This window comes from Thalassospira sp. A3_1, assembly GCF_017744215.1.
Classification (GTDB): Bacteria; Pseudomonadota; Alphaproteobacteria; order Rhodospirillales; family Thalassospiraceae; genus Thalassospira; species Thalassospira lucentensis_A.
Window position 1 is genome coordinate 698,593 of record NZ_JAGHQQ010000003.1, and the last position, 19,230, is coordinate 717,822.

Consider the following 19,230-nt stretch of genomic DNA (forward strand, 5'->3'; position numbering starts at 1 on the left):
ACCAGCAACATCGCCCCCTCGCCCCCAAGCCCTGCTCGCGCGACCGGCGGGCACCAAGCCGATCACTCCGCCCCGATCACTCCGCACGACGGATCAGCATCGTCCTTTGGCCACCAACGGTAAGGCGCAAGACTTCGCCATCATCAAACGCGTAACTCAGGATATGATGATCGGGATCAATAATCTGTCTGTTCTCGATCATGACCGCACCACTTGCGACCAGCTCGCTCGCCGCCGTAATGGTATCGGCAAAACCCGCCATCAGAATAAGCGGCACCACCCCGATCCCGTCTTTCAGGGCATTGGGCGTGAAATCAAGTGTCGGCATGCGATCAGCAAGGGAGATATGGGTCATTTTCCGGTTTCCTTGTTGGTGGGGCCACCTCGGGCAAACCGGTTTATGGAAAAAACAAAGGCCGCCCTGGGGCAGCCGGTCTTGGTTTAATTTACAAACACATCAACAGGCGCCGCGCTATGTGCACGACGTAAAATAGGCGTTCTGATGTGTAACAATGTTTTCCATCTTTAAATCATTACGTACCTTATGCCGTCAGGTCAAGCCTGATTGCAGCGGCCTTGATCGCCCCGCCACTGATGGCCAGATGAAATTGCCATAAGCCGTGTTACCGACAGGCCCGATCTGGAAATCCCCTTACTGTCCGTCGGGTGCAAAATAGCGTGCAGGCGTTACGCCATAGGTTTTGCGAAATGCTGCAATAAACGCGCTGATATTCTCGTATCCCAGATCGAGTGCGACTGTCGTTACCGATAATCCGCCCGCCAACATCTCAAGGGCCGCAAGCATGCGCGCCCGCGTCCGCCACTGACCAAAACCAAAGCCTGTTTCCCGTAACATGCGTCGCCCCAATGTGCGGCACGGAATTCCGGCCCAGTCGGCCCATTGCGTCATCGACCTGCCATCAGAAAGATCAGCCATCAAGGCTTGCGCCAGACGCACCAGACGAAGATCCTTTGGCATCGGCAATCCTAGTGTTTCCTTTGGGGTTGCCGCAATTTCATCAAGGATAATCCGGGCTATGCGTGCCTCGGCATCCGATTGCGGCCCATCGCCCCAACCCGCAGCACGGCGAATGGCCGCCATCAACAGCTCGCTGGTACGCAACGCCCTTGGGTAATCTGGCAACCCGGCACAAAGGTGGGGACCGACATAAACGCTCCATCCGCGAAACGGCCCGTGCGAAACCAGTCCGTGCTCCATTCCCGGCGGCACCCAGAATGCATTGATAGCAGGGACCACCCATTTACCATGATCGGTCGAGATACTCAGCAATCCTGAAACCGCTCCGATCAACTGCCCCTGCGGATGGGAATGCGCACCGGTTTCCCGTGGAATTGGGGTTTCGCGCATCACAACCCGAACGGCCAGGCGGGTTTCGCTGCCTGACACAACGTCACCCTCAACGCCCTCCTGTGCACTCCCCGCATGTGATGACGCAGGCTTTTTCAGCGTCGCCAGAACATCTGGATCGATCAAAAAGTCAGACATGGCCAAAACACCGTATTGATTGGCTTCGATGGGTTAGATTGGCCATATTTCATCACCTATCGTCAAGGTGGCTTGAACCTCTTCAATCAATGGAACAGCACCATGACACATGACGAAACACGCATCTTTCTCGAAAACCTGTTTTGGTTATTGCTCGACCCCGAACGCCCGGCAGAGGATCTGTTGCATCTATTCACATCGGATTATGTTCAGATTGCCGATGGCAAAACACTTGATTTGCAGGATTTCCTCGCACATGCCCGCACACTGAAATCAATCCTGAAATCCGCGCATGTGCGGTTTGAAAAGATCATCACGTCAAATAACAGCATCGCCGACATCCATATCGTCGATGCCATCAAAAAAGATGGATCAACAATGACATGCAAGGTTCTGACTTTTTACGAAATGCGGGACGGCAAGATTTCCCGGATTGAGGAACTGTCGCATTTGATTGCTGGTGCCAAAGAAGACAGCGATCTGGCCTCGCGGATTGCCCACTGAAATCATCGCCTAAAAAAGCCAAGGGCAGCATCAAAATCATGACACGAAAAACGGAGGTGACCTCTTGATCACCTCCGCCTGAAAACCTGCTTTAATGTGCAGCTTAAACCAGTCGATAACGCACGTGGGGGGCCGGACGGGCAATAATTGAAGGATCAATTTCCTGCCCGTCCACGCCTTCCTCCGCGCCTGTATATTCTGTCAAATCCTTGCTTTGGGCGTCGGTGTCGTTCATCGCCATCATGCGCGCGCTTTCGAAAAAGCGAAGACCGCGCTTTTCAAGAACATAAAGCGTTTCCGCACCCCAAGGCCCCGACCAGACCAAACCCGAAAGCGTTTCCATTTCGCGTTCGATCCGGGTCGGCGAAATCGGCCGGCCAAGGCATGTGGTCAGCAAAAAGGAAAGTTCGGCTGCCGTCACGCCGTCTTCGCAGCATTCCTCGGCCAGAACCGCCATCACCGCCATGGTCACAACCCGAAGAGAAACCTTGCCGGTTTCAATCCCCGGAAAGCGGCTTTGCTGCAGGGTGACGATATCACTGGCAATGCGATCAACGCCCCCACGGATCACATATCGGCCACGCCAGACCCTGCAGCTTGTCCGTACTTCCCATTCCCGCATTTTGTCCCCGCCTGTTTTTGTCCCACGTCGAGAATGATACATTATCAATACATTACGTCAACCACTTTATCGACTTTTTGTATCATTTAATACAGGCATCACGAAACCACTGATATCCGGTCCCGGTGGCGGCAAATCCCCCATCCCCGTCCACCGGTTCGATATAGCCCCGCGTGATTGCGCTATGAAAATCACGGCCGAAATTCTTTGGCATGCGCAGATGTTCCTGCCGCCGTAATAGCCGCCGGATATCGTCACGCGTCACAAAGCTGCGCCCGTCGCGGTAATGCAGCCAGATCGCGGCAATCAGGATCGTTTCGGCAAAACCACGTGGCTGCAGCCGGGCAATCAGATCGCCCAGATTACCAATATATCCAATCAGGAAATTCGCCGAATCAATCGCATCCGCAGCACCTTCGCCAACCAGACCGGCCCCACCGAAATCGCGCCCAACGGCCTGCCCGGCCACCTGCCCCGGTACGTTTTCCGGTCCAGATGCAGCCTCGCCAGCAATAGCCGACCGGGCCGGCGAAAGAACTGGACCGGATCGATCCGACCGCGCCGTTACAGGGAATTGCCCGCCAGCAGGCATTTCCCACGAAGAGCCTTCAGGCCCGAATAACGAAGATGGCGCAGACGGAGATAATGCCGCAGGTGACATGGAAGAGGACGAGGCAGCCGACATCGAAGCCCCCGAAGAAGAAGCTGCCACACGATCAACCGCCCCCGCCCGCAAACCGGTCGGAGAACCAAACAGGGCCGCCATCACCAAAGGCAGGCGCGCAGGCGGGATCGCACATTCGAGATCCACCGGCCCGAAATCACCTTCGCCCGTCAGTTTGACATGAATAACAGCAGCCAAGTTTCTTTCACCCCCAATTTGGGCCAAGGGGATACCATACATATCGTATCATTATCAACATTAATTCCGAAAATATGTATCAATTTATACACAATCTGAATTCACAAAAATCCCTCGACAAACCAAGCCTTCCGGCAGCACCATGATTTCACTGCAAGATTTCAGACCGGACCGCCACCGCGATGCTGCCCAGCCCCACCAAAGGCACATCTGCCGCCTCCCCGATTTAGGCGGCAAACTGACGGTCACGCGATCTGATCGCCACCAAGTATGGAGGAGTCTGTGACCCGCCTTTTGTTTCGTGAAGACGCCTATCGCCGGAACTGCGACGCCAAAGTCATCTCGATCTCGGACCGCGGCATTGAACTGGACCAGACCGTGTTCTACGCCACCGCCGGCGGCCAGACCGGCGATGTCGGGATTTTCAAAACCGCTGATGGCCGTGAAATGCCGGTCGCAACCACGATCAAGGACCGCGACAGCGGCAAAATCCTGCATATCATCGCCGGGGGTCACGACCTGCCAGCAATCGGCGATATCATCACGGCCGAACTGGATTGGGAAACCCGCCATCGCCTGATGCGGTTTCACACCTGCCTGCATTTGCTGTGCGCGATTGTCGAAGGCGACGTCACCGGCGGCAATATCGCCGCCCACAAGGCGCGGCTTGACTTCAACCTGCCCGACGAAGCGCCTGACAAGGATGAACTGACCGCTCGGCTAAACGAACTGATCGCAAGCAATGCCGAGGTTTATGACGGTGAAATCAGCATTGCCGAGCTTAAAGCCAACCCGGAACTGGTCCGCACCATGTCGGTGCAACCACCAATGGACGGCAACAGCATCCGCACCGTCACGATCGAGGGGATCGATTATCAGCCCTGCGGCGGAACGCATGTCAAAAGGACAGCCGAAATCGGCAGGGTTCTGGTTGCCAAGATCGAAAAGAAAGGCCGCCAGAACCGCCGCATCAATATCGTCTTTGATGAATGAATTCCCCGGAAACGCGCAATCGGCATATCCACAAATCAAGTCGGGATATTGCCATGCGCTTTCAGGACGGATAGAAATTAAAACAAGAAACATTTGAGTTTGAAGATACAGATCTGCGGAAACGCCCCGGATCGCGCAATACCCACCATTGCAAACCGGAGTCTCTTTGATGACCAACCCAACTTCCGACGCACTGGTTTCCACCCAGTGGCTTGCGGATCACCTTGATGCACCCGACGTTCGCGTCGTCGATGCAAGCTGGTACATGCCCGCCCAGAACAAAAATGCGCGCGAGATTTATAACGCGCAGCACATTCCGGGCGCGGTATTCTTCGATATCGACGAAATCGCTGCTGATGATAGTGCACCGCTTCCCCACATGATGCCCGACGCGATCAAGTTTTCGGCCAAGGTCCGCAAGCTTGGCCTTGGCGATGGTGTCCGCATCGTGGTTTACGGCCAGACGGGATCGGCCCTTGCCGCCTGCCGGGCATGGTGGATGCTGCGCCATTTCGGGCATCACGATGTTGCCGTGCTCGATGGCGGCCTGCCGAAATGGCTTGCCGAAAACCGCCCGGTGACCGATGCACCAACCCCGCCGCGCGAACGCCATTTCACCGCGCGCGCCAACAGCTTCCTGCTGCGCGAATATGATCAGGTGCTGGCAAACGTCAAAAGCAAACGCGAACAACTGGTCGATGCCCGCGCAACCGAACGCTTCACGGGTGATGCCGACGAACCGTGGGGAAAAGCTGGCCACGTGCCGGGTTCCTATAACCTGCCGTTTGACAGGCTCCTGAATGCTGACGGCACCTTCAGGGACGCCGATGCCATTCGCACCGCCTTCCATGATGCCGGTGTCAATCTTGATAAATCGGTTGTCACAACCTGCGGCTCGGGCGTGACCGCCTGCGTGCTTGCCCTTGGTGCCTATATCGCCGGGAAAAAGGAAGTCGCGGTCTATGACGGTTCCTGGGCCGAATGGGCCAGCACCGAAGGAAGCCCGGTCGACAAAGGCCCGGCATAACGCCGTCCATCAACAGATATGAAAATGCCCGGTTCCCTCACCCTGTCCCAAACCGATGCCGCCACGAACAAAGCGGCAGGCAAAAGTGACAGAAAGGAAGAACCGGGCTTTTTTCTTGAAAGACTGCAATCACCGACCACCCACGACATCGCCGCCATCGGCACCCTTTGGCAGAGATCCGGGCTGACCGGACCGGGCCACGATGCCGGTCGTGATCTCGCCACATGCCTGAATTCCGGGCGCGGCAGCGTGATTTTGGCACGATCGGCAAAAGACGCTACAATCATCGGCACTGTCATGGCCGGTCATGACGGTGAAAGCGGCTGGGTTCACTATCTTGCTGTGGCCAACGATGCCCGCGGCACCGGCCTTGGGTCGGGCCTTCTGGCGCTGGCCGAGGATATCCTTGCCGCCACCGGCCTTGTTGTAAACAAGGTCACCGTCACAGACCCGGCAGTGCGTGATTTTTATCGCAAGCTCGGTTATGAAATTATCGAAACCGTCCCGCGAACCAATGCGCAAACATCTGAAATCGGTAACGATTTTGTGGTTATGCGAAAAAGGCTGAAGTCATGAGTGCATCCAATCCGCGCAAGCTGGAAGTCGTCGTCACCTTCCTTGAAATGCTTGATCCGCCAGATCGCCCTGCGGCAATCATCCCACCGGGCAAGGTCGCCATCGTGCGCGCCGAAAACCCCACCCTGTCCTTTTATCGCTACCTTTATAATACGGTCGGCGAGCCCTGGCTGTGGTGGTTGCGCCGCCTGATGGGCGATGAAGAACTTGCCGAAATCCTCGCCAAGCCCGAAACCCACGTTTACGTGCTTTATGTCGCAGGCGTCCCGGCCGGTTTTGCCGAACTGGACCTGACCGATCTTGAAGAAAACGGCGTGATCGACCTGCATTATATGGGCCTGATCCCCGATTTCATCGGCAAGGGGTATGGCAAATACCTTCTGAACTGGGCGATTGACACGGCCTGGGGCCTTAAACCGCAACGCATAACAGTCAATACATGTTCGCTGGATCATCCAACTGCTTTGGGGGCTTACCAGAAGGCAGGCTTTGGTGTATACGACCAGCGAACAGATATTGTTGACGATCCGCGTGATACCGGCCTGATCCCGCATATCGACCATCATGTTGATCATGATGCCGGTCCGGGCAACGGCAAAAATGCCGACAGGTCGCAGGAAAATGAAAATTCCGGCACTTTGATCGTTGACTTTCCCGAGCGCGCACGTTAACAAGCGCGCCTGAGTTTACCCAAGCCAGAGGATGATGACCCATGGCAGTGCCAAAGAAAAAAGTGACCAAGTCCCGTCAGGGCATGCGTCGCTCGCATGACAAGCTCGCCAAGGGCTCGTACCGCGAAGACAAAGAAACCGGCGAACTGCATCGCCCGCACCACATTGACCTGAACACCGGTATGTACCGTGGTCGTCAGGTGGTCGAGCCGAAGATGTAATTCCGCACCGGAGAGCTTTGGCTCTTTGGCGGTTTGCGACGCTACAAGTTTCCGCGCCATCCGTTTTTCGGATGGCGTTTGGTTTAAAAAAGGACGAAGCCCCGCGGCTTCGTCCTTTTTTATTTGATCACGCCATCCCGTCCGAACCCGTACCGCAAATCACAATCCCGATCTTGCCCGGATTATCGACACCCAGCCGGTCGGTCAGAACCGCGGCAATCCCGGCCGCCGCCGAAAGCTCGACCGCAATTCCCAATTCCCGCCAAAGCCAGCGTGCCGCATCGCGCATTTCATCATCGCTGACCAGAACGATCCGGTCGACATTCCTGCCAATCAGATCAACATTCAATGCCGATGACTGACGCGGTGCCAGACTGGTTGCTGCCGTATTCACACTTGGCAATGTCGCGACCTCGTTATGCTTGATGCTCTCGAACAAGGTCGGGGCGCCTGTCGGCTCAACCCCGATCACCCGGATCGATGGTCGCAAAAGCTTGGCCGCTGTCGCCACACCGGAAATAAGCCCGCCCCCGCCAATCGCCACCACCAGCGTATCAAGGTCGGCCTGCTGTTCAAGCATCTCAAGCGCAATCGTGCCCTGCCCTGCAATCACCTTCGGATCGGCAAAGGGATGGATATAGGCCATGCCGCTTTCACGTGCATGATCCATGGCTGCCCGGTTGGCATCGTCCCAGACCGCACCGGTCAATGCGACGTCAACACCCTGCTTGCGCAGCTTTTCGACCTTGGGCTTTGGCGTATTGGTCGGCAAAAAGATTTTGACCGGCACGCCCAGCACACGGGCCGCATTGATCACCCCCATGCCATGATTGCCGCCCGATGCGGTACAAAGCCCCACCGCGCGTTTGTCTTCATCAAGGGCCAGGGCGGCATTCATCGCACCGCGCGCCTTGAACGAGCCCGATACCTGCATGTTTTCAAGCTTCAGATACAGGTCCGGGATGCGATCCCGGTCGGGGAAAACCGATCTGTCGCTATAAATACCGGCGGCAAATACCGGCGTCAGGCGCATGTGATCGGAAATGGCGCGACGCGCGGCACGAAAATCCTGAAGTTCGAGCACGGGGCCTCCTGCAAGTCGGACTTGGTTGGACGGGTTATGTCTGTTGTAACGCGGCCCGGAACCGGACGCGAGGCATAAGGACTGAAATATCTCAAAATGGCGATTTCACAACTCTTTGCGGTGAAAAAACCTTGAACCCGGTGACATGAAATGCTTTGAGTTATGGAACAAATTCAAGGCCCCCCGAGCGTCGTCGCGTCGTCAACTCCGGCGCATCCAAGGAGAAAAGCCACCCATGTCAGGTAACCGCCCCCAAAAGCCCGCGACAAAACTGGTCCATGCCGGTCGCCGATCCAGTGAATATCACGGCGTGGTCAACCCGCCGGTTCTGCATGCCTCGACCATTCTGTTTGAAACCCTGGCCGACCTTGAAAAGGCCGGGGCATCCGCACCGGGCAAGGTGACTTACGGGCGGCACGGCACCCCGACACGCTTCCTGCTTGAAGAAGCGGTTGCCGAACTTGAAGGCGGCTTTGGCACCCTGTGCGTATCGTCCGGTGTGGCGGCGATCACCAATGCGATCCTGGCCTTTGTCAAACCGGGCGACCATATTCTGGTCACCGACAGCACCTATTACCCGACGCGCAATCTGTGCAACACGTTTCTGAAACGCTTTGGCGTTGAAACCGAATATTACGACCCCGCCATCGGCGGCGATATCGCGGGCCTGATCCGCGACAATACCGCGCTCGTCTGGTGCGAAAGCCCGGGCTCCCTGACCTTCGAAATGCAGGATATCCCGGCGATTTCGGCCGCAGCACGCGCACGTGGGGTCAAGGTCTTGCTTGATAACACCTGGGCATCGCCGATGCTGTGCCGCCCGTTCGAAATGGGGGTTGATGTATCGGTACAGGCCGGCACGAAATACATCGTCGGCCATTCCGATGTCATGCTGGGCACGATTACCACCGCGACCGAAGAAGACCTGCTGACCATCAAGAAACAGATCATCATCTCGGGCGATGCGGTTGGTCCAGATGATTGCTATCTGGCGCAACGTGGCCTCCGCACCCTTGGCGTGCGCCTGCGACAGCATCATGAAAGCGGCCTCAAGGTCGCCCAATGGCTGCAAACCCGCCCAGAGGTCAAACGTGTCCTGCATCCGGCCCTACCCGACGATCCGGGCCATGCGATCTGGAAACGCGACTTCATCGGAGCAAGCGGCCTGTTTTCCTTTATCCTGAAACCGGTCACAAAGCCGCAGCTTGCCAATATGGTCGACAATATGGACCTGTTTGGCATGGGATTTAGCTGGGGCGGCTTCGAAAGCCTGATCCTGCCATCTGATCCCAAAAACATCCGCACCGCGACCAAATGGGACGAAGACGGCCAACTGATCCGCCTTCATATCGGCCTTGAAGACACCGACGACCTGATCGCCGATCTGGAAGCCGGGTTTGCGCGGCTTGAAATGGCCTGAGGTTTCTCAGCCCGGAACGAATATCAGGCGGTCGAAGGCTCCTTGCGTTTGACCGCCTTTTCGATGATTTCCTCGCTCCACTGGTTAAGGCTTTTGCCCGCCAGCTCTGCAGCAATCGCTGCCTTCCGGTGAATATCGGGACTGACCCGCAGCATCATCTTGCCGGAATAAGGTTTTTGCGGCGTCTTGCCCGTCTTGGCACAGGTCTCAAGATAGTCGTCTACCGCCTCGTAAAAGGCTTCCTTCAAATCCGCAACCGTATCGGCATGAAATCCGACACGGTCCCGAATACCGGCAATATGGCCGACGAAAATCTCGTCATCGGAATCGAATTCGACGCGCGCCATATAACCTTTGTAAGTCATTGCATTCATGGCGTTACTCCTGTGCGGATCAGAAAATCACGCGCATCGCGCACCTGATACCGCTTGGCTTCTTTGGCCGGATGCGGTCGATGGAAAGTGGCGATTTCACCATCCTTTTCAAACCGGACCCGCGATCCGCTGCCTTCAATCACATTTGCACCGGTGGCTTTCAGCAAAGCCTCGATTGCCCGCCATTCAATACTGGCGGATACCGGATTGGTAAAAACTGCAATCAAGGTCTTTCTGTGCTTGCCCTGCATGCTATCATTATATGATAGCAAAATCGAAAACCGCAATCATAATGTGATATCAGATCAGGCCACTCTGGCTTTCAGGATATGTTCGAAATCCTTCAGGGCTGCGGCCGCCGTCGCCAGCGGCTCTTCACCGCACCCGATGGCGATTGTCTCGCCCATTGCATCGGTGGTGATCCGGATTGCCTTGTTCTTGCCGCTGACCTGCGCCAGGGGATCCGAATTGGGATAGGCCCTGACACCGACACGCGCAGAAATCGTCCCGTCATCCGCGCAATCCAGACGGCCGACAAGCTTCGGAACAAGCCCCTCCGCCCGCCACGCATCAATCCGGTCTGCGGTCACGCCGTGAATGCCCTCGACAACAAGGTCATCCATCACAAGCTCCGCCCCCAGACCGAAATTGGCAAGAAGCAACAGCTTGCATGCCGTGTCCCAGCCTTCGGTATCGTTGCGCGTATCTGCCTCGGCAAAGCCGCCTTTTTGCGCCTCTTTCAGCGCTGCGTCAAAGCCGACACCTTTCGAAACCATCGCATCCAGCAGGAAATTGGTCGTGGCATTCAAAATGCCCTCGACGCTTAAAACACGGCACCCGGTCAGACTATGTTCCACAAGATCAATGGTCGGCAGGGCCGCGGCACTTGCGCCGCTCAGCTTTAAAATCGCCCCCGATGCCTTTGCCAGATCGCGCAATTCCCGTCCGCTATGGACCAGCGCGCCCTTGGAAATCACAATCGTGTCCCGCCCGGACGACAAGGCCGAATGAATATAGGCAAGCCCCGGACCGCCCGTGCGGAAATCACTGGGACCGGCTTCAATCAGGACATCTGCCCCGGACGTGCTGATAAAGTCCGGCCCGCTCAGGTCCGGCTCCAGCGCATCAAACTGATCGGCATCAAGCCCATTTGCATCAAACAGGCCCGAACGCGATCCGCACACCGCCACCAGACGAACATCCGTATCGTAAACGCTGCGGTAATGCTCCCGCCGTGCTAAAAGCAGGTTGGCCGTGGCGCGGCCAACGCCCCCAAAACCCGCAATCGCAACCCTGATCACCCGCATATTGTCCGTCCCTGTTTCATTTAAAACTGCGCGCAATCCAAACATTACCGATACCGGATCATCCCCGCAAACGGCGAATCACGGGGGATGCCATCCCGACCAGCAGGAACAACCCCGCCGCCGAAATCACGATGCTTGGCCCGGCCGGGCTATCGACATGCCATGAAAGACTGATCCCGGCCATGACGGACGCCGCGCCAAACAGGGCCGCACCAATCGCCATCTGCTCGGGCGTTCTGGCAAAAAACCGCGCACTCGCCGCCGGCACGATCAAAAGGGCCGTGATCAGAAGAACCCCGACAATCTTGATCGCCATGCCGATCACAAGCGCCATCAGCAGCATGAAAACCAGACGCAGCCGTTCGACCGGAATGCTTTCCGCTGCGGCAATTTCCGGGCTGACGGTAAGCGCCAACAAAGGCCGCCACATCCAGACCAGCACCAGAAGCGCCAATCCACCGCCCAGCCCCAAAAGCCAGATATCGGCAACATTGACCGCCAGAATATCCCCAAACAGATAGGCCATCAGGTCAACCGCAATCCCCTGCACAAAGGCAAGGGCGACCATGCCAAGGGCAAGCGTCGAATGCGCCAGCATCCCCAGAACCGTATCGCTACCAAGGCGGCTCTGGCGTTGTCCGATGGCAAGGATCAGGGCGGCGGCAAGGCAGGTGGCGATCATCCCGATCCGGACATCCACCCCCATCAAAAGCCCCAACGCCACACCCAGCAACGCCGAATGCGCCAGCGTATCGCCAAAAAACGCCATCCGTCGCCAGACGATAAACGCCCCGAACGGCCCGCAGACAAACGCCAGCAAAATCCCGCCGATCACCGCACGGGTCAGAAAATCATCCATCATTGCGGCCGCCATATCCGATCTTTTTCGTCGATTTCTTCATGATGATGATGTCCATGCGCGCATCCCGGCCCGTGAACATGGCCATGATGATGATCATGGCCATCCCCGCCATCGACAACATGCCCGGCAAGGTCATGTTCGTGATCATGCGCATGGGTATAAATGCCAATCGCATCCGCCGCCCGATCCCCAAACAGGGATCTGTATTCAGGATGCTGGCGCACGGTTTCGGGGATTCCCGAACAACAGACATGCCGGTTAAAGCACACCACCTGATCGGTCTTTGCCATCACCAGATGCAGATCATGCGATATCATCAGAACCGCACAATTAAGCTCGGCCCGGATATCATCAATCAGGCGGTAAAGCTCTGCCTGCCCGGTCACGTCAACCCCCTGGGTCGGTTCGTCCAGCACCAGCAAATCCGGGCGCAACAACAATGTCCGCGCCAGCATCACGCGCTGCGTCTCGCCGCCTGAAAGGCTGCTCATCTGACTATCGATCACATGGCTGGCACCGACCTGTTCCAGAACCTTCTGGCAATCCGCCCGCGATGCCGAACGGGTCAGTGTCAGGAACCGCTTCACCGTCATCGGCAAAACCTGATCAATCGCAAGCTTTTGCGGCACATAGCCAATACGAAGGCCCGGCTTGCGGATCACCTCGCCCTGATCGGCGCTCTGAAGCCCCAGAAGGGTTTTGACCAGTGTTGATTTACCCGCCCCGTTTGGGCCGATCAGGGTCATGATCTCGCCCGCATTGATCGAAAGCGTCACGTTATCAAGCACCCGTTCATTGCCAAAGGACAGGATCAGTCCCCGTCCTTCAATGAGTGGTGCAGTCATGGCAAAGGCCTTTGATTTCAACAGTGGTGGCTTCGATTTTAAATCCGACCTGCTTGGCCGCCTTGCGAACCGCGATGCTTACATCTTCATCCACCGTTTCGGCAACCCGGCCACATCTGGTGCAAATGAAATACTGCCCCAGATGATCGCAATCAGGCTGATCACAACCGAAATAGGCATTCAGTGACTCAATACGATGCACCAGCCCAAGATCGGTCAGGAATTCCAGCGCCCGATACACGGTCGGCGGCTGAACCCGCTGTCCTTCGGCCTGCAGCGAATCAAGCAGCTCATAGGCGGTAACCGCCGTGTGCGATTGCCAGATCAGGCTGAACACCTTGCGGCGCATGTCGGTAAAACGCGCATTTTCCGCCTCGCAGACTTTCTCTGCCTGCGCGATTGCGCTATCGATACATCTGTCGTGATCGTGGCCCTTTTGCGGGAATAGATCGGTCATGTCGCACATCCGATGTCACGCCAGGGCAAATGCAGAAATCTGCAAAAAGCCGTGGCACAGGGTGATATGTTATAATATATCATTTCTTGACGTGACTGCCGCAAAAAGTCAACAACCATCGACCGGAGCCTTCGATGACCGAGACCACAATCGCCGCCAATTCAAAGATTGCCGACAAACTGAAATTCAATGAAAGCGGCCTGATCCCGGCAATCGCCCAGCAGCATGACAGCGGCGAGGTTCTGATGATGGCCTGGATGAACCGCGATGCGGTGATCGAAACGCTTGAAACCGGTCGGGTCTGCTATTACTCGCGCTCGCGCGGCAAGCTCTGGCGCAAGGGTGAAAGCTCCGGCCAGCTACAGAAACTGATCGATTTCCGCTATGACTGCGATCAGGACACCGTGCTGGTACAGGTCGATCAGCTTGGCGTTGCCTGCCACACGGGACGTCGCAACTGTTTCTATTTCGCCGCCCGCGATGGCGAGGAAGTGGTGATTTCCCAACCCGAAGTCGCCGTCGAAGACCTTTACGGCAAAAAGTAAGCATCAGATATGGCGATTTCCGACGAACAGCTTGACCGCGTTGCCACCACCGTCATCACCGGCTTCCTTGGCAGTGGCAAGACAACCCTTCTCAATGCCCTTCTGGCTCACGACGGCATGGATAAAACCGCCGTTCTGATCAATGAATTTGGCGAAATCGGCCTTGATCACCTTCTGGTCCGCGAGGTGTCCGAGGATGTCGTACTGCTGAATTCCGGCTGCATCTGCTGTTCGGTGCGCGGTGATCTGATTTCGGGTTTGCGCGATCTGTTTGTCAAACGCACACGCGGCGAGGTACCGGAATTTGACCGGGTCATCATCGAAACCACCGGCTTGGCCGATCCCGCCCCGATCCTGCATACCCTGATGACCGATCCACTGCTGACCGCCAAATTCCGCCTTGATAGCGTGGTCACCACCGTCGATGCCCTGCATGGCGCGGGGCAGCTTGATGACCATCCCGAAAGTGTAAAGCAATCCGCCGTTGCCGACCGCATCCTGATCACCAAATCCGATCTGGCCGATGCCAAAACGCTGGCATCCCTTGAAGCCCGCCTGCGGCATCTGAACCCCGCCGCGCCGATCCATGCCGTCACCATGGGTGATATTGATCCGGCCAAGCTGTTCAATGCCGGGCTGTATGACCCGACGACCAAAAGCATGGATGTGCAGAAATGGCTGCGTGACGAGGCGTATGAACAGCACGGCGACGACCCTCACGATCATGGTCACGGGCATGATCACGCGCATGACCACCACGGCCATGATCACCACCACCAAGCCCATGCGCAAGACGTCAACCGGCATGACGACCATATCCGGTCCTTCTGCATCACCTTTGACGAACCGCTGCATTGGGATGCGTTTGTCACCTGGGCGGAAATCTTCACCCAGATGCGCGGCGAAAGCCTTCTGCGCGTCAAGGGCATCCTGAACCTTGTGGGCGAAACCAACCCGGTCGCGATCCATGCCGTGCAGCATATTTTCCATCCACCGGCCACCCTGCCCGCATGGCCGGACGATGATCGCCGATCAAAAATCGTGTTTATCACCAAGGATCTTGGGCCGCAGGTGATCCGGGAATCGCTTCATCACCTGAATGCCGCCGTCTCGGAAACCGCCGAAAAATCCTGATTGTTTTTGGCATTTGAGCCACATCAAGGCCCCCAACCCGAAATTGGATCAGATTGGGTCTTGGCTTGATACAGCCTCACTCCAGGGTGCGGCCTCGTTAATCTGATCGAAATGGTCGCCCGGATTTGTGCGGATGCGCGAAGCGAAATCGCAGGAAGATATATATCTTTCAAGATTTTGCGACAAAGCAGCCCGTGCAAATCCGGACGATCCGAAGGACAACCGTTATAATTGCGAGCTCCTGCGTCAAATCCCTTGACCGGGGGTGCGTCCCGCTCTGCGGGCTTTTCCTTGTATCTCGCAATTATAACGGTTGCCATTACGGTCAGATTAACGAGTCCGCACCCTCAGTCCTGAACTTCGGGCGATCCCATTCTTGGTGATCGCCCTTTTTCTTGCCGTTTTTCAACGGCATTCTATCCCCTCGCCAAACCGAAGGAGAGCACCAATCATCCAACCGTACAGGTTGCGATGCCGCTGCACTGCACTAAATTTGGCACAAACAGCGACTTATCTTTGTGACAGCTCTCAAAACAATCAAACAAATCAAATCGAAGGGGGTAGAACATCATGATTTTCCGGAACTGGCAGGGTACGAAAATCCCCGCACTTGGCTTTGGGACATACGAGCTCGATAACGCGGCCGCCGAACATATGGTCGCCGAAGCCGCCAAAATCGGCTATCGCCATTTCGATACTGCCCAGATGTATCATAACGAGGAAGGGGTCGGCCGCGGCCTGAAGTCATCGGGTCTTGCGCGCGATGATTACTTCCTCACGACCAAAATCTGGCCCGATAAATTTCAAAGCGGCGATCTGCAAACCTCCGTGGTCGAAAGCCTGCGCAAGCTTGACCTTGACCATGTCGATCTGCTGCTGCTCCATTGGCCAAATGATGAAATCCCGCTGCGCGAAACCATCGCGGCATTGAACGAGGTCAAAAACCTCGGCATGACGCGCCTGATCGGGATTTCCAATTTCCCGACCGCCCTGATCGAACGCGCCGTCGGCCACAGCGACGCGCCCCTTGCGGTCAATCAGGTCGAATATCACCCCTATCTTGACCAGTCCAAGGTGCTTGAATGCGTGCGCAGCCATGACATGCTGCTGACCGCCTATTGCCCGCTGGCACGTGCCAAGGTGATGAATGACGAAACGCTGGTCGCCATCGCCAAATCCTATGGCAAATCCCCGGCACAGGTCACCCTGCGCTGGCTGCTGCAACAGGATGGCGTCATGGCGATCCCGAAATCCGGCTCGCCCAAAAACGCCAGGGCCAATTTCGATATCTTTGATTTCGAGCTGTCGGACGCCGACATGGCCGACATCCACGAACTGGCCAAACCAGACGGCCGCCTGATCGATCCGGAATTTGCCCCGGAATGGGATCGCGCCGCCTGAGAAGCAGCGGCACCGCCCACCACCGCCCACTACCAGCCACCACCGTCATTCCCGCGAAGGCGGAAATCAGACAGCGGCACAAACCACGCACAAAACCATCAAGACCGGCCCCCAGCAGGCCGGTCTTTTGCGTTAAATCCCCCCGCCCCGCCAAAAACCGCCGAATTCCCCCCTCTCGCCAGCCCCGGCTTGTTTCGCACATGCGAAAAGCGTAATTTGACAGTCTTTTCAATCCTTGGGCCCGTGATCGCTTCATGACCAGCACCACAACCAACACCGCCGAAACCACCAAACCCGATCTCGGCCATCGCCTGTACGAGGATGTGCTGGCCCTTCTGCTCGGCACCATGGTCGTGTCGCTCGGTGTGATGCTCTATAGCGAAAGCGTGCTGGTCACCGGCAGCACGGCGGGCGCGGCCCTTCTGATCGAACATGCCACCGGCATCGGTTTTGGCGTGATCTTCTTTGCGATCAATCTGCCGTTTTACTGGCTGGCCTTCAAACGCATGGGGCTTGCTTTCACGATCAAGACCTTCATCGCGGTCGGGCTTGTCTCGGTGTTTTCAAAGCTGATGCCGATGTGGATCGATTTCTCGATGCTCAACCCGATCTTCGCCGCCATCGCCGGCGGCGCATTGATGGGCATCGGCCTTCTGATGCTGTTTCGCCATCGGGCGGGGCTCGGCGGGATCAATATCCTCGCCCTGTACCTGCAGGAACATCTCGGCATCCGCGCGGGTTATTTCCAGCTCGCCGTCGATCTGGTCATCCTCGCCTGCGCCTTCCTGACCCTGCCGTTTGACAAGGTCCTGCTCTCGATCCTCGGTGCCGTCGTGCTCAACATGATCATCGCACTCAATCATCGTCCGGGCCGCTACCTCGCTGCGCGGTAATGAAAAAAGCCTGTCAGAAAAATCTGTTATTGATTTTTCTCTAACCGGTTTTTTATGCCAGTTCTGGAAGAGAGGCCGTTTTCTTTTGACGAGAAAACAACCTCAGGCGCATGATATTCTCCACTTTGCAACCCTGAGAAAACACAATAGCTCAAATGGCACAAGATATCGATAAGAAGACCGATGGACCGCGCACAAGCACAATTCATAAAACGATAGTGGTCGTCATAGTTATGATGTTCGCAACGGTTGTCTTGATGGCAATATTGGGGATGCAAATCGAGGAAATCTGTACCCCCGTCCCGCTCGGCTTTCCTGCATGCCGTCAACTTGTCGGTCTGGAGTGGGAGACACTTGCAACCGGCGTTATGAGCCTGATGGCCGGTCTTATGGTCGTTTTTTCCTCCCACGGTCAAGTTCGTGCAACCCGCCAAACTGGTGCCGCCGCTTTGCTACAGGCAAAGATGCACCGCGCCGATGATCTCAACGCCCCGCTGCAACTTGCACGGGATGCCGTCGATGATTGCTATCACTGGCTGAACGCCGCCATCAATCATCTTCACGGAATGCAGGAACAGGCGGAAATCGGCATCACTGATGTTCAGCAGCTTGATGAGGCCACGGGCCGGGCGTACACAAACTTGGCAAACCGGGCGGATCACATTAAAAGCATTTGCAGCGAGCATAAAACCACGGTCCTGAGTTATGAAGTATATTCGCAACTGGAGTTGGTTGCCAATCTCATGCACCTGCCCGTCGATGATCCGCTCGACGCCCCCCAAGGCTCTCAATATGAGCAATACAGACGAACACGCGAACTGTTTCGTATAGCACGAACCAGAACCGCCGCTGCGCGAACAGCAATCGACCATCAGATTTCTGAAAATCTTGTCCGTTGCGGCGTTGAGGACTGAAATCACCTAACGCGGCCCAATTACATGCGCATAATGCGCATAAAAAAATTGACAAACCCCTCCTATATGCGCATTATGCGCACATCGGCAGATGGAAAGGAGGCTATGGGCAGCAAAGAAATACTCAAAAAGCTTCAAAGCGATGGTTGGGAAATTGTCCGAACAAAAGGAAGCCACCATCAGTTGAGACATCCCGAGAAATCGGGAACAGTGACGGTCCCGCATCCGAAGCGGGAATTGCCAACGGGCACCGTTAGAAGCATCGAAAGGCAATCCGGTGTGAAGCTGCTTTAAGCGGCTTCCACCAACCACACAAAGATTACCGCAAACGAAAAGAAAAACTGTTATCGGGCAGGTAATAGACAGTTGAGGAATGGAATGAAACAGACCTACTGGGGTTTGGTGCACAAGGATCCGGGGTCGAACTACGGGATATCCTTTCCGGATTTCCCGGGGTGCGTGAGTGCAGCAGACACAATGACACAATTGGTGGAAATGGGCACAGAGGCCGTTAACTTCCACATTGAAGGCATGCATGAAGATGGCGAGGAAATCCCCGCCCCTTCGCCGGTCGTCGGCCTTGAAGACGACGCCATCGGGATTGTTGCGATCACGGCAACCATTCCCGGAAAGAAACGACGGATTAACCTGACATTGGACGCCAATCTGATCGACCTGATCGAGGCGAAACACGGCAAGCGTGCGGTTTCCGGCTTCCTCGAAGAAGCCGCCAGACGCGCTCTTTAAACCAGATACCTTTCCACTGTCGATAATCTGGCCCGTAGCCCTGACCGGCTGCGGGCCTGTTTCGTTCCAGTCCCGCCCCTCAAGGGTGATTGACCAAACCAGAACCATCTGGAACATGCCTTTTCCCCATGAGGCAACTAGATGTGGAACCTCAATAGGTTGTCCCGGTTTAGGCCGAGACGACTGATAGGAGTCTTGTCTTTTATCCCGCCGTGCGGTCTGTGCCAATTGTAGAGATGGACCCAGAGGGGCAGGTTTTTTGCG

The 19,230-nt window shown here is 56.2% G+C and carries 25 protein-coding genes and 1 pseudogene; 14 read left to right on the forward strand and 12 right to left on the reverse strand.

Features of this window, described 5'->3' with window-relative positions; genetic code table 11:
• Nucleotides 1–76: 76 nt before the first annotated feature.
• Together J7395_RS16680 and J7395_RS16685 are read right to left on the reverse strand one after the other, a co-directional pair.
• Nucleotides 77–355, reverse strand: a complete 279-nt coding sequence (locus J7395_RS16680) for a tyrosyl-tRNA synthetase (protein ID WP_209222499.1) — start codon at nt 353–355, stop codon at nt 77–79.
• A 297-nt stretch (nt 356–652) separates the two neighbouring features.
• Nucleotides 653–1,507: a helix-turn-helix transcriptional regulator gene (locus J7395_RS16685; RefSeq protein ID WP_209222501.1), complete on the reverse strand. Its 855-nt coding sequence runs from the start codon at nt 1,505–1,507 to the stop codon at nt 653–655.
• Nucleotides 1,508–1,609: 102 nt separating this feature from the next.
• Here J7395_RS16685 and J7395_RS16690 point away from each other — a divergent pair, with 102 nt between their 5' ends.
• Nucleotides 1,610–2,011, forward strand: coding sequence for a nuclear transport factor 2 family protein (locus J7395_RS16690; RefSeq protein WP_209222503.1), 402 nt, complete (start codon nt 1,610–1,612; stop codon nt 2,009–2,011).
• Between the two features lie 103 nt (nt 2,012–2,114).
• Here J7395_RS16690 and J7395_RS16695 read toward each other — a convergent pair whose 3' ends face one another.
• Both J7395_RS16695 and J7395_RS16700 read right to left on the reverse strand, forming a co-directional pair.
• Nucleotides 2,115–2,633: a hypothetical protein gene (locus J7395_RS16695; protein WP_062951870.1), complete on the reverse strand. Its 519-nt coding sequence runs from the start codon at nt 2,631–2,633 to the stop codon at nt 2,115–2,117.
• Nucleotides 2,634–2,715: 82 nt separating this feature from the next.
• Nucleotides 2,716–3,495, reverse strand: coding sequence for a hypothetical protein (locus J7395_RS16700; RefSeq protein WP_209222505.1), 780 nt, complete (start codon nt 3,493–3,495; stop codon nt 2,716–2,718).
• 282 nt (nt 3,496–3,777) lie between these two features.
• Here J7395_RS16700 and J7395_RS16705 point away from each other — a divergent pair, with 282 nt between their 5' ends.
• From J7395_RS16705 to rpmF, 5 genes are all read left to right on the forward strand, one after another.
• Entirely contained in the window at nt 3,778–4,488 is a 711-nt protein-coding gene (locus J7395_RS16705) for an alanyl-tRNA editing protein (RefSeq protein ID WP_209222507.1), read from the forward strand.
• Between the two features lie 169 nt (nt 4,489–4,657).
• Nucleotides 4,658–5,515, forward strand: a complete 858-nt coding sequence (locus J7395_RS16710; protein WP_209222509.1) for a sulfurtransferase — start codon at nt 4,658–4,660, stop codon at nt 5,513–5,515.
• Nucleotides 5,516–5,539: 24 nt separating this feature from the next.
• Complete coding sequence (locus J7395_RS16715) at nt 5,540–6,091, forward strand: GNAT family N-acetyltransferase (RefSeq protein ID WP_209222511.1); 552 nt, start codon at nt 5,540–5,542, stop codon at nt 6,089–6,091.
• A complete protein-coding gene (locus J7395_RS16720; RefSeq protein ID WP_209222513.1) occupies nt 6,088–6,762 on the forward strand; it encodes a GNAT family N-acetyltransferase in 675 nt (224 codons plus the stop codon). The genes J7395_RS16715 and J7395_RS16720 overlap by 4 nt, the downstream gene beginning before the upstream one ends.
• Nucleotides 6,763–6,803: 41 nt before the next feature.
• Nucleotides 6,804–6,983 carry a 50S ribosomal protein L32 gene (rpmF, locus tag J7395_RS16725; protein WP_062951864.1) on the forward strand — a complete coding sequence of 60 codons (180 nt, stop codon included), beginning with the start codon at nt 6,804–6,806 and terminating at the stop codon, nt 6,981–6,983.
• A 127-nt stretch (nt 6,984–7,110) separates the two neighbouring features.
• On the opposite strand, the gene J7395_RS16730 is transcribed toward rpmF, so the two are convergent.
• Nucleotides 7,111–8,067 carry a threonine/serine dehydratase gene (locus J7395_RS16730; RefSeq protein ID WP_062951863.1) on the reverse strand — a complete coding sequence of 319 codons (957 nt, stop codon included), beginning with the start codon at nt 8,065–8,067 and terminating at the stop codon, nt 7,111–7,113.
• Between the two features lie 235 nt (nt 8,068–8,302).
• On the opposite strand from J7395_RS16730, the gene metC reads away from it, so the two are divergent.
• The gene (metC, locus tag J7395_RS16735; protein ID WP_209222515.1) at nt 8,303–9,487 is read left to right on the forward strand and encodes a cystathionine beta-lyase; all 1,185 of its coding nucleotides are present in this window, start codon (nt 8,303–8,305) and stop codon (nt 9,485–9,487) included.
• 23 nt (nt 9,488–9,510) lie between these two features.
• Here metC and J7395_RS16740 read toward each other — a convergent pair whose 3' ends face one another.
• The 6 genes from J7395_RS16740 to J7395_RS16765 all read right to left on the reverse strand — a co-directional run bounded on the left by J7395_RS16740 (nt 9,511) and on the right by J7395_RS16765 (nt 13,332).
• Nucleotides 9,511–9,861, reverse strand: a complete 351-nt coding sequence (locus J7395_RS16740; protein ID WP_114123869.1) for a type II toxin-antitoxin system HicB family antitoxin — start codon at nt 9,859–9,861, stop codon at nt 9,511–9,513.
• Nucleotides 9,858–10,088: a type II toxin-antitoxin system HicA family toxin gene (locus J7395_RS16745; RefSeq protein WP_244205018.1), complete on the reverse strand. Its 231-nt coding sequence runs from the start codon at nt 10,086–10,088 to the stop codon at nt 9,858–9,860. The genes J7395_RS16740 and J7395_RS16745 overlap by 4 nt, the downstream gene beginning before the upstream one ends.
• A 78-nt stretch (nt 10,089–10,166) precedes the next feature.
• Nucleotides 10,167–11,168 (reverse strand): homoserine dehydrogenase, encoded by a 1,002-nt coding sequence (locus J7395_RS16750; RefSeq protein WP_209222517.1) that lies wholly within the window; start codon nt 11,166–11,168, stop codon nt 10,167–10,169.
• A gap of 58 nt (nt 11,169–11,226) precedes the next feature.
• Nucleotides 11,227–12,030: a metal ABC transporter permease gene (locus tag J7395_RS16755; protein WP_231886955.1), complete on the reverse strand. Its 804-nt coding sequence runs from the start codon at nt 12,028–12,030 to the stop codon at nt 11,227–11,229.
• Entirely contained in the window at nt 12,027–12,875 is an 849-nt protein-coding gene (gene znuC, locus J7395_RS16760) for a zinc ABC transporter ATP-binding protein ZnuC (RefSeq protein WP_209222519.1), read from the reverse strand. Before znuC ends, J7395_RS16755 begins: the two co-directional genes overlap by 4 nt.
• Complete coding sequence (locus J7395_RS16765; protein ID WP_062959647.1) at nt 12,856–13,332, reverse strand: Fur family transcriptional regulator; 477 nt, start codon at nt 13,330–13,332, stop codon at nt 12,856–12,858. The genes znuC and J7395_RS16765 overlap by 20 nt, the downstream gene beginning before the upstream one ends.
• A gap of 134 nt (nt 13,333–13,466) precedes the next feature.
• Here J7395_RS16765 and hisI point away from each other — a divergent pair, with 134 nt between their 5' ends.
• From hisI to J7395_RS16800, 7 genes are all read left to right on the forward strand, one after another.
• The gene (gene hisI, locus J7395_RS16770) at nt 13,467–13,877 is read left to right on the forward strand and encodes a phosphoribosyl-AMP cyclohydrolase (protein WP_209222521.1); all 411 of its coding nucleotides are present in this window, start codon (nt 13,467–13,469) and stop codon (nt 13,875–13,877) included.
• A gap of 9 nt (nt 13,878–13,886) precedes the next feature.
• On the forward strand, nt 13,887–15,011 hold the full coding sequence (locus J7395_RS16775; RefSeq protein ID WP_209222523.1) for a GTP-binding protein: 1,125 nt from the start codon (nt 13,887–13,889) through the stop codon (nt 15,009–15,011).
• A gap of 570 nt (nt 15,012–15,581) precedes the next feature.
• A complete protein-coding gene (locus J7395_RS16780) occupies nt 15,582–16,412 on the forward strand; it encodes an aldo/keto reductase (RefSeq protein WP_062959644.1) in 831 nt (276 codons plus the stop codon).
• Nucleotides 16,413–16,666: 254 nt separating this feature from the next.
• The gene (locus J7395_RS16785) at nt 16,667–17,305 is read left to right on the forward strand and encodes a YitT family protein (protein WP_209222525.1); all 639 of its coding nucleotides are present in this window, start codon (nt 16,667–16,669) and stop codon (nt 17,303–17,305) included.
• 155 nt (nt 17,306–17,460) lie between these two features.
• On the forward strand, nt 17,461–18,219 hold the full coding sequence (locus J7395_RS16790; protein WP_209222527.1) for a hypothetical protein: 759 nt from the start codon (nt 17,461–17,463) through the stop codon (nt 18,217–18,219).
• A 105-nt stretch (nt 18,220–18,324) separates the two neighbouring features.
• Nucleotides 18,325–18,513 carry a type II toxin-antitoxin system HicA family toxin gene (locus tag J7395_RS16795; protein WP_209222529.1) on the forward strand — a complete coding sequence of 63 codons (189 nt, stop codon included), beginning with the start codon at nt 18,325–18,327 and terminating at the stop codon, nt 18,511–18,513.
• An 84-nt stretch (nt 18,514–18,597) separates the two neighbouring features.
• Complete coding sequence (locus J7395_RS16800; protein WP_209222531.1) at nt 18,598–18,966, forward strand: type II toxin-antitoxin system HicB family antitoxin; 369 nt, start codon at nt 18,598–18,600, stop codon at nt 18,964–18,966.
• A gap of 137 nt (nt 18,967–19,103) precedes the next feature.
• Here the strand turns inward: J7395_RS16800 and J7395_RS16805 are convergent.
• Nucleotides 19,104–19,230 (reverse strand): annotated as a pseudogene (locus J7395_RS16805) (IS481 family transposase); the annotation flags it as partial.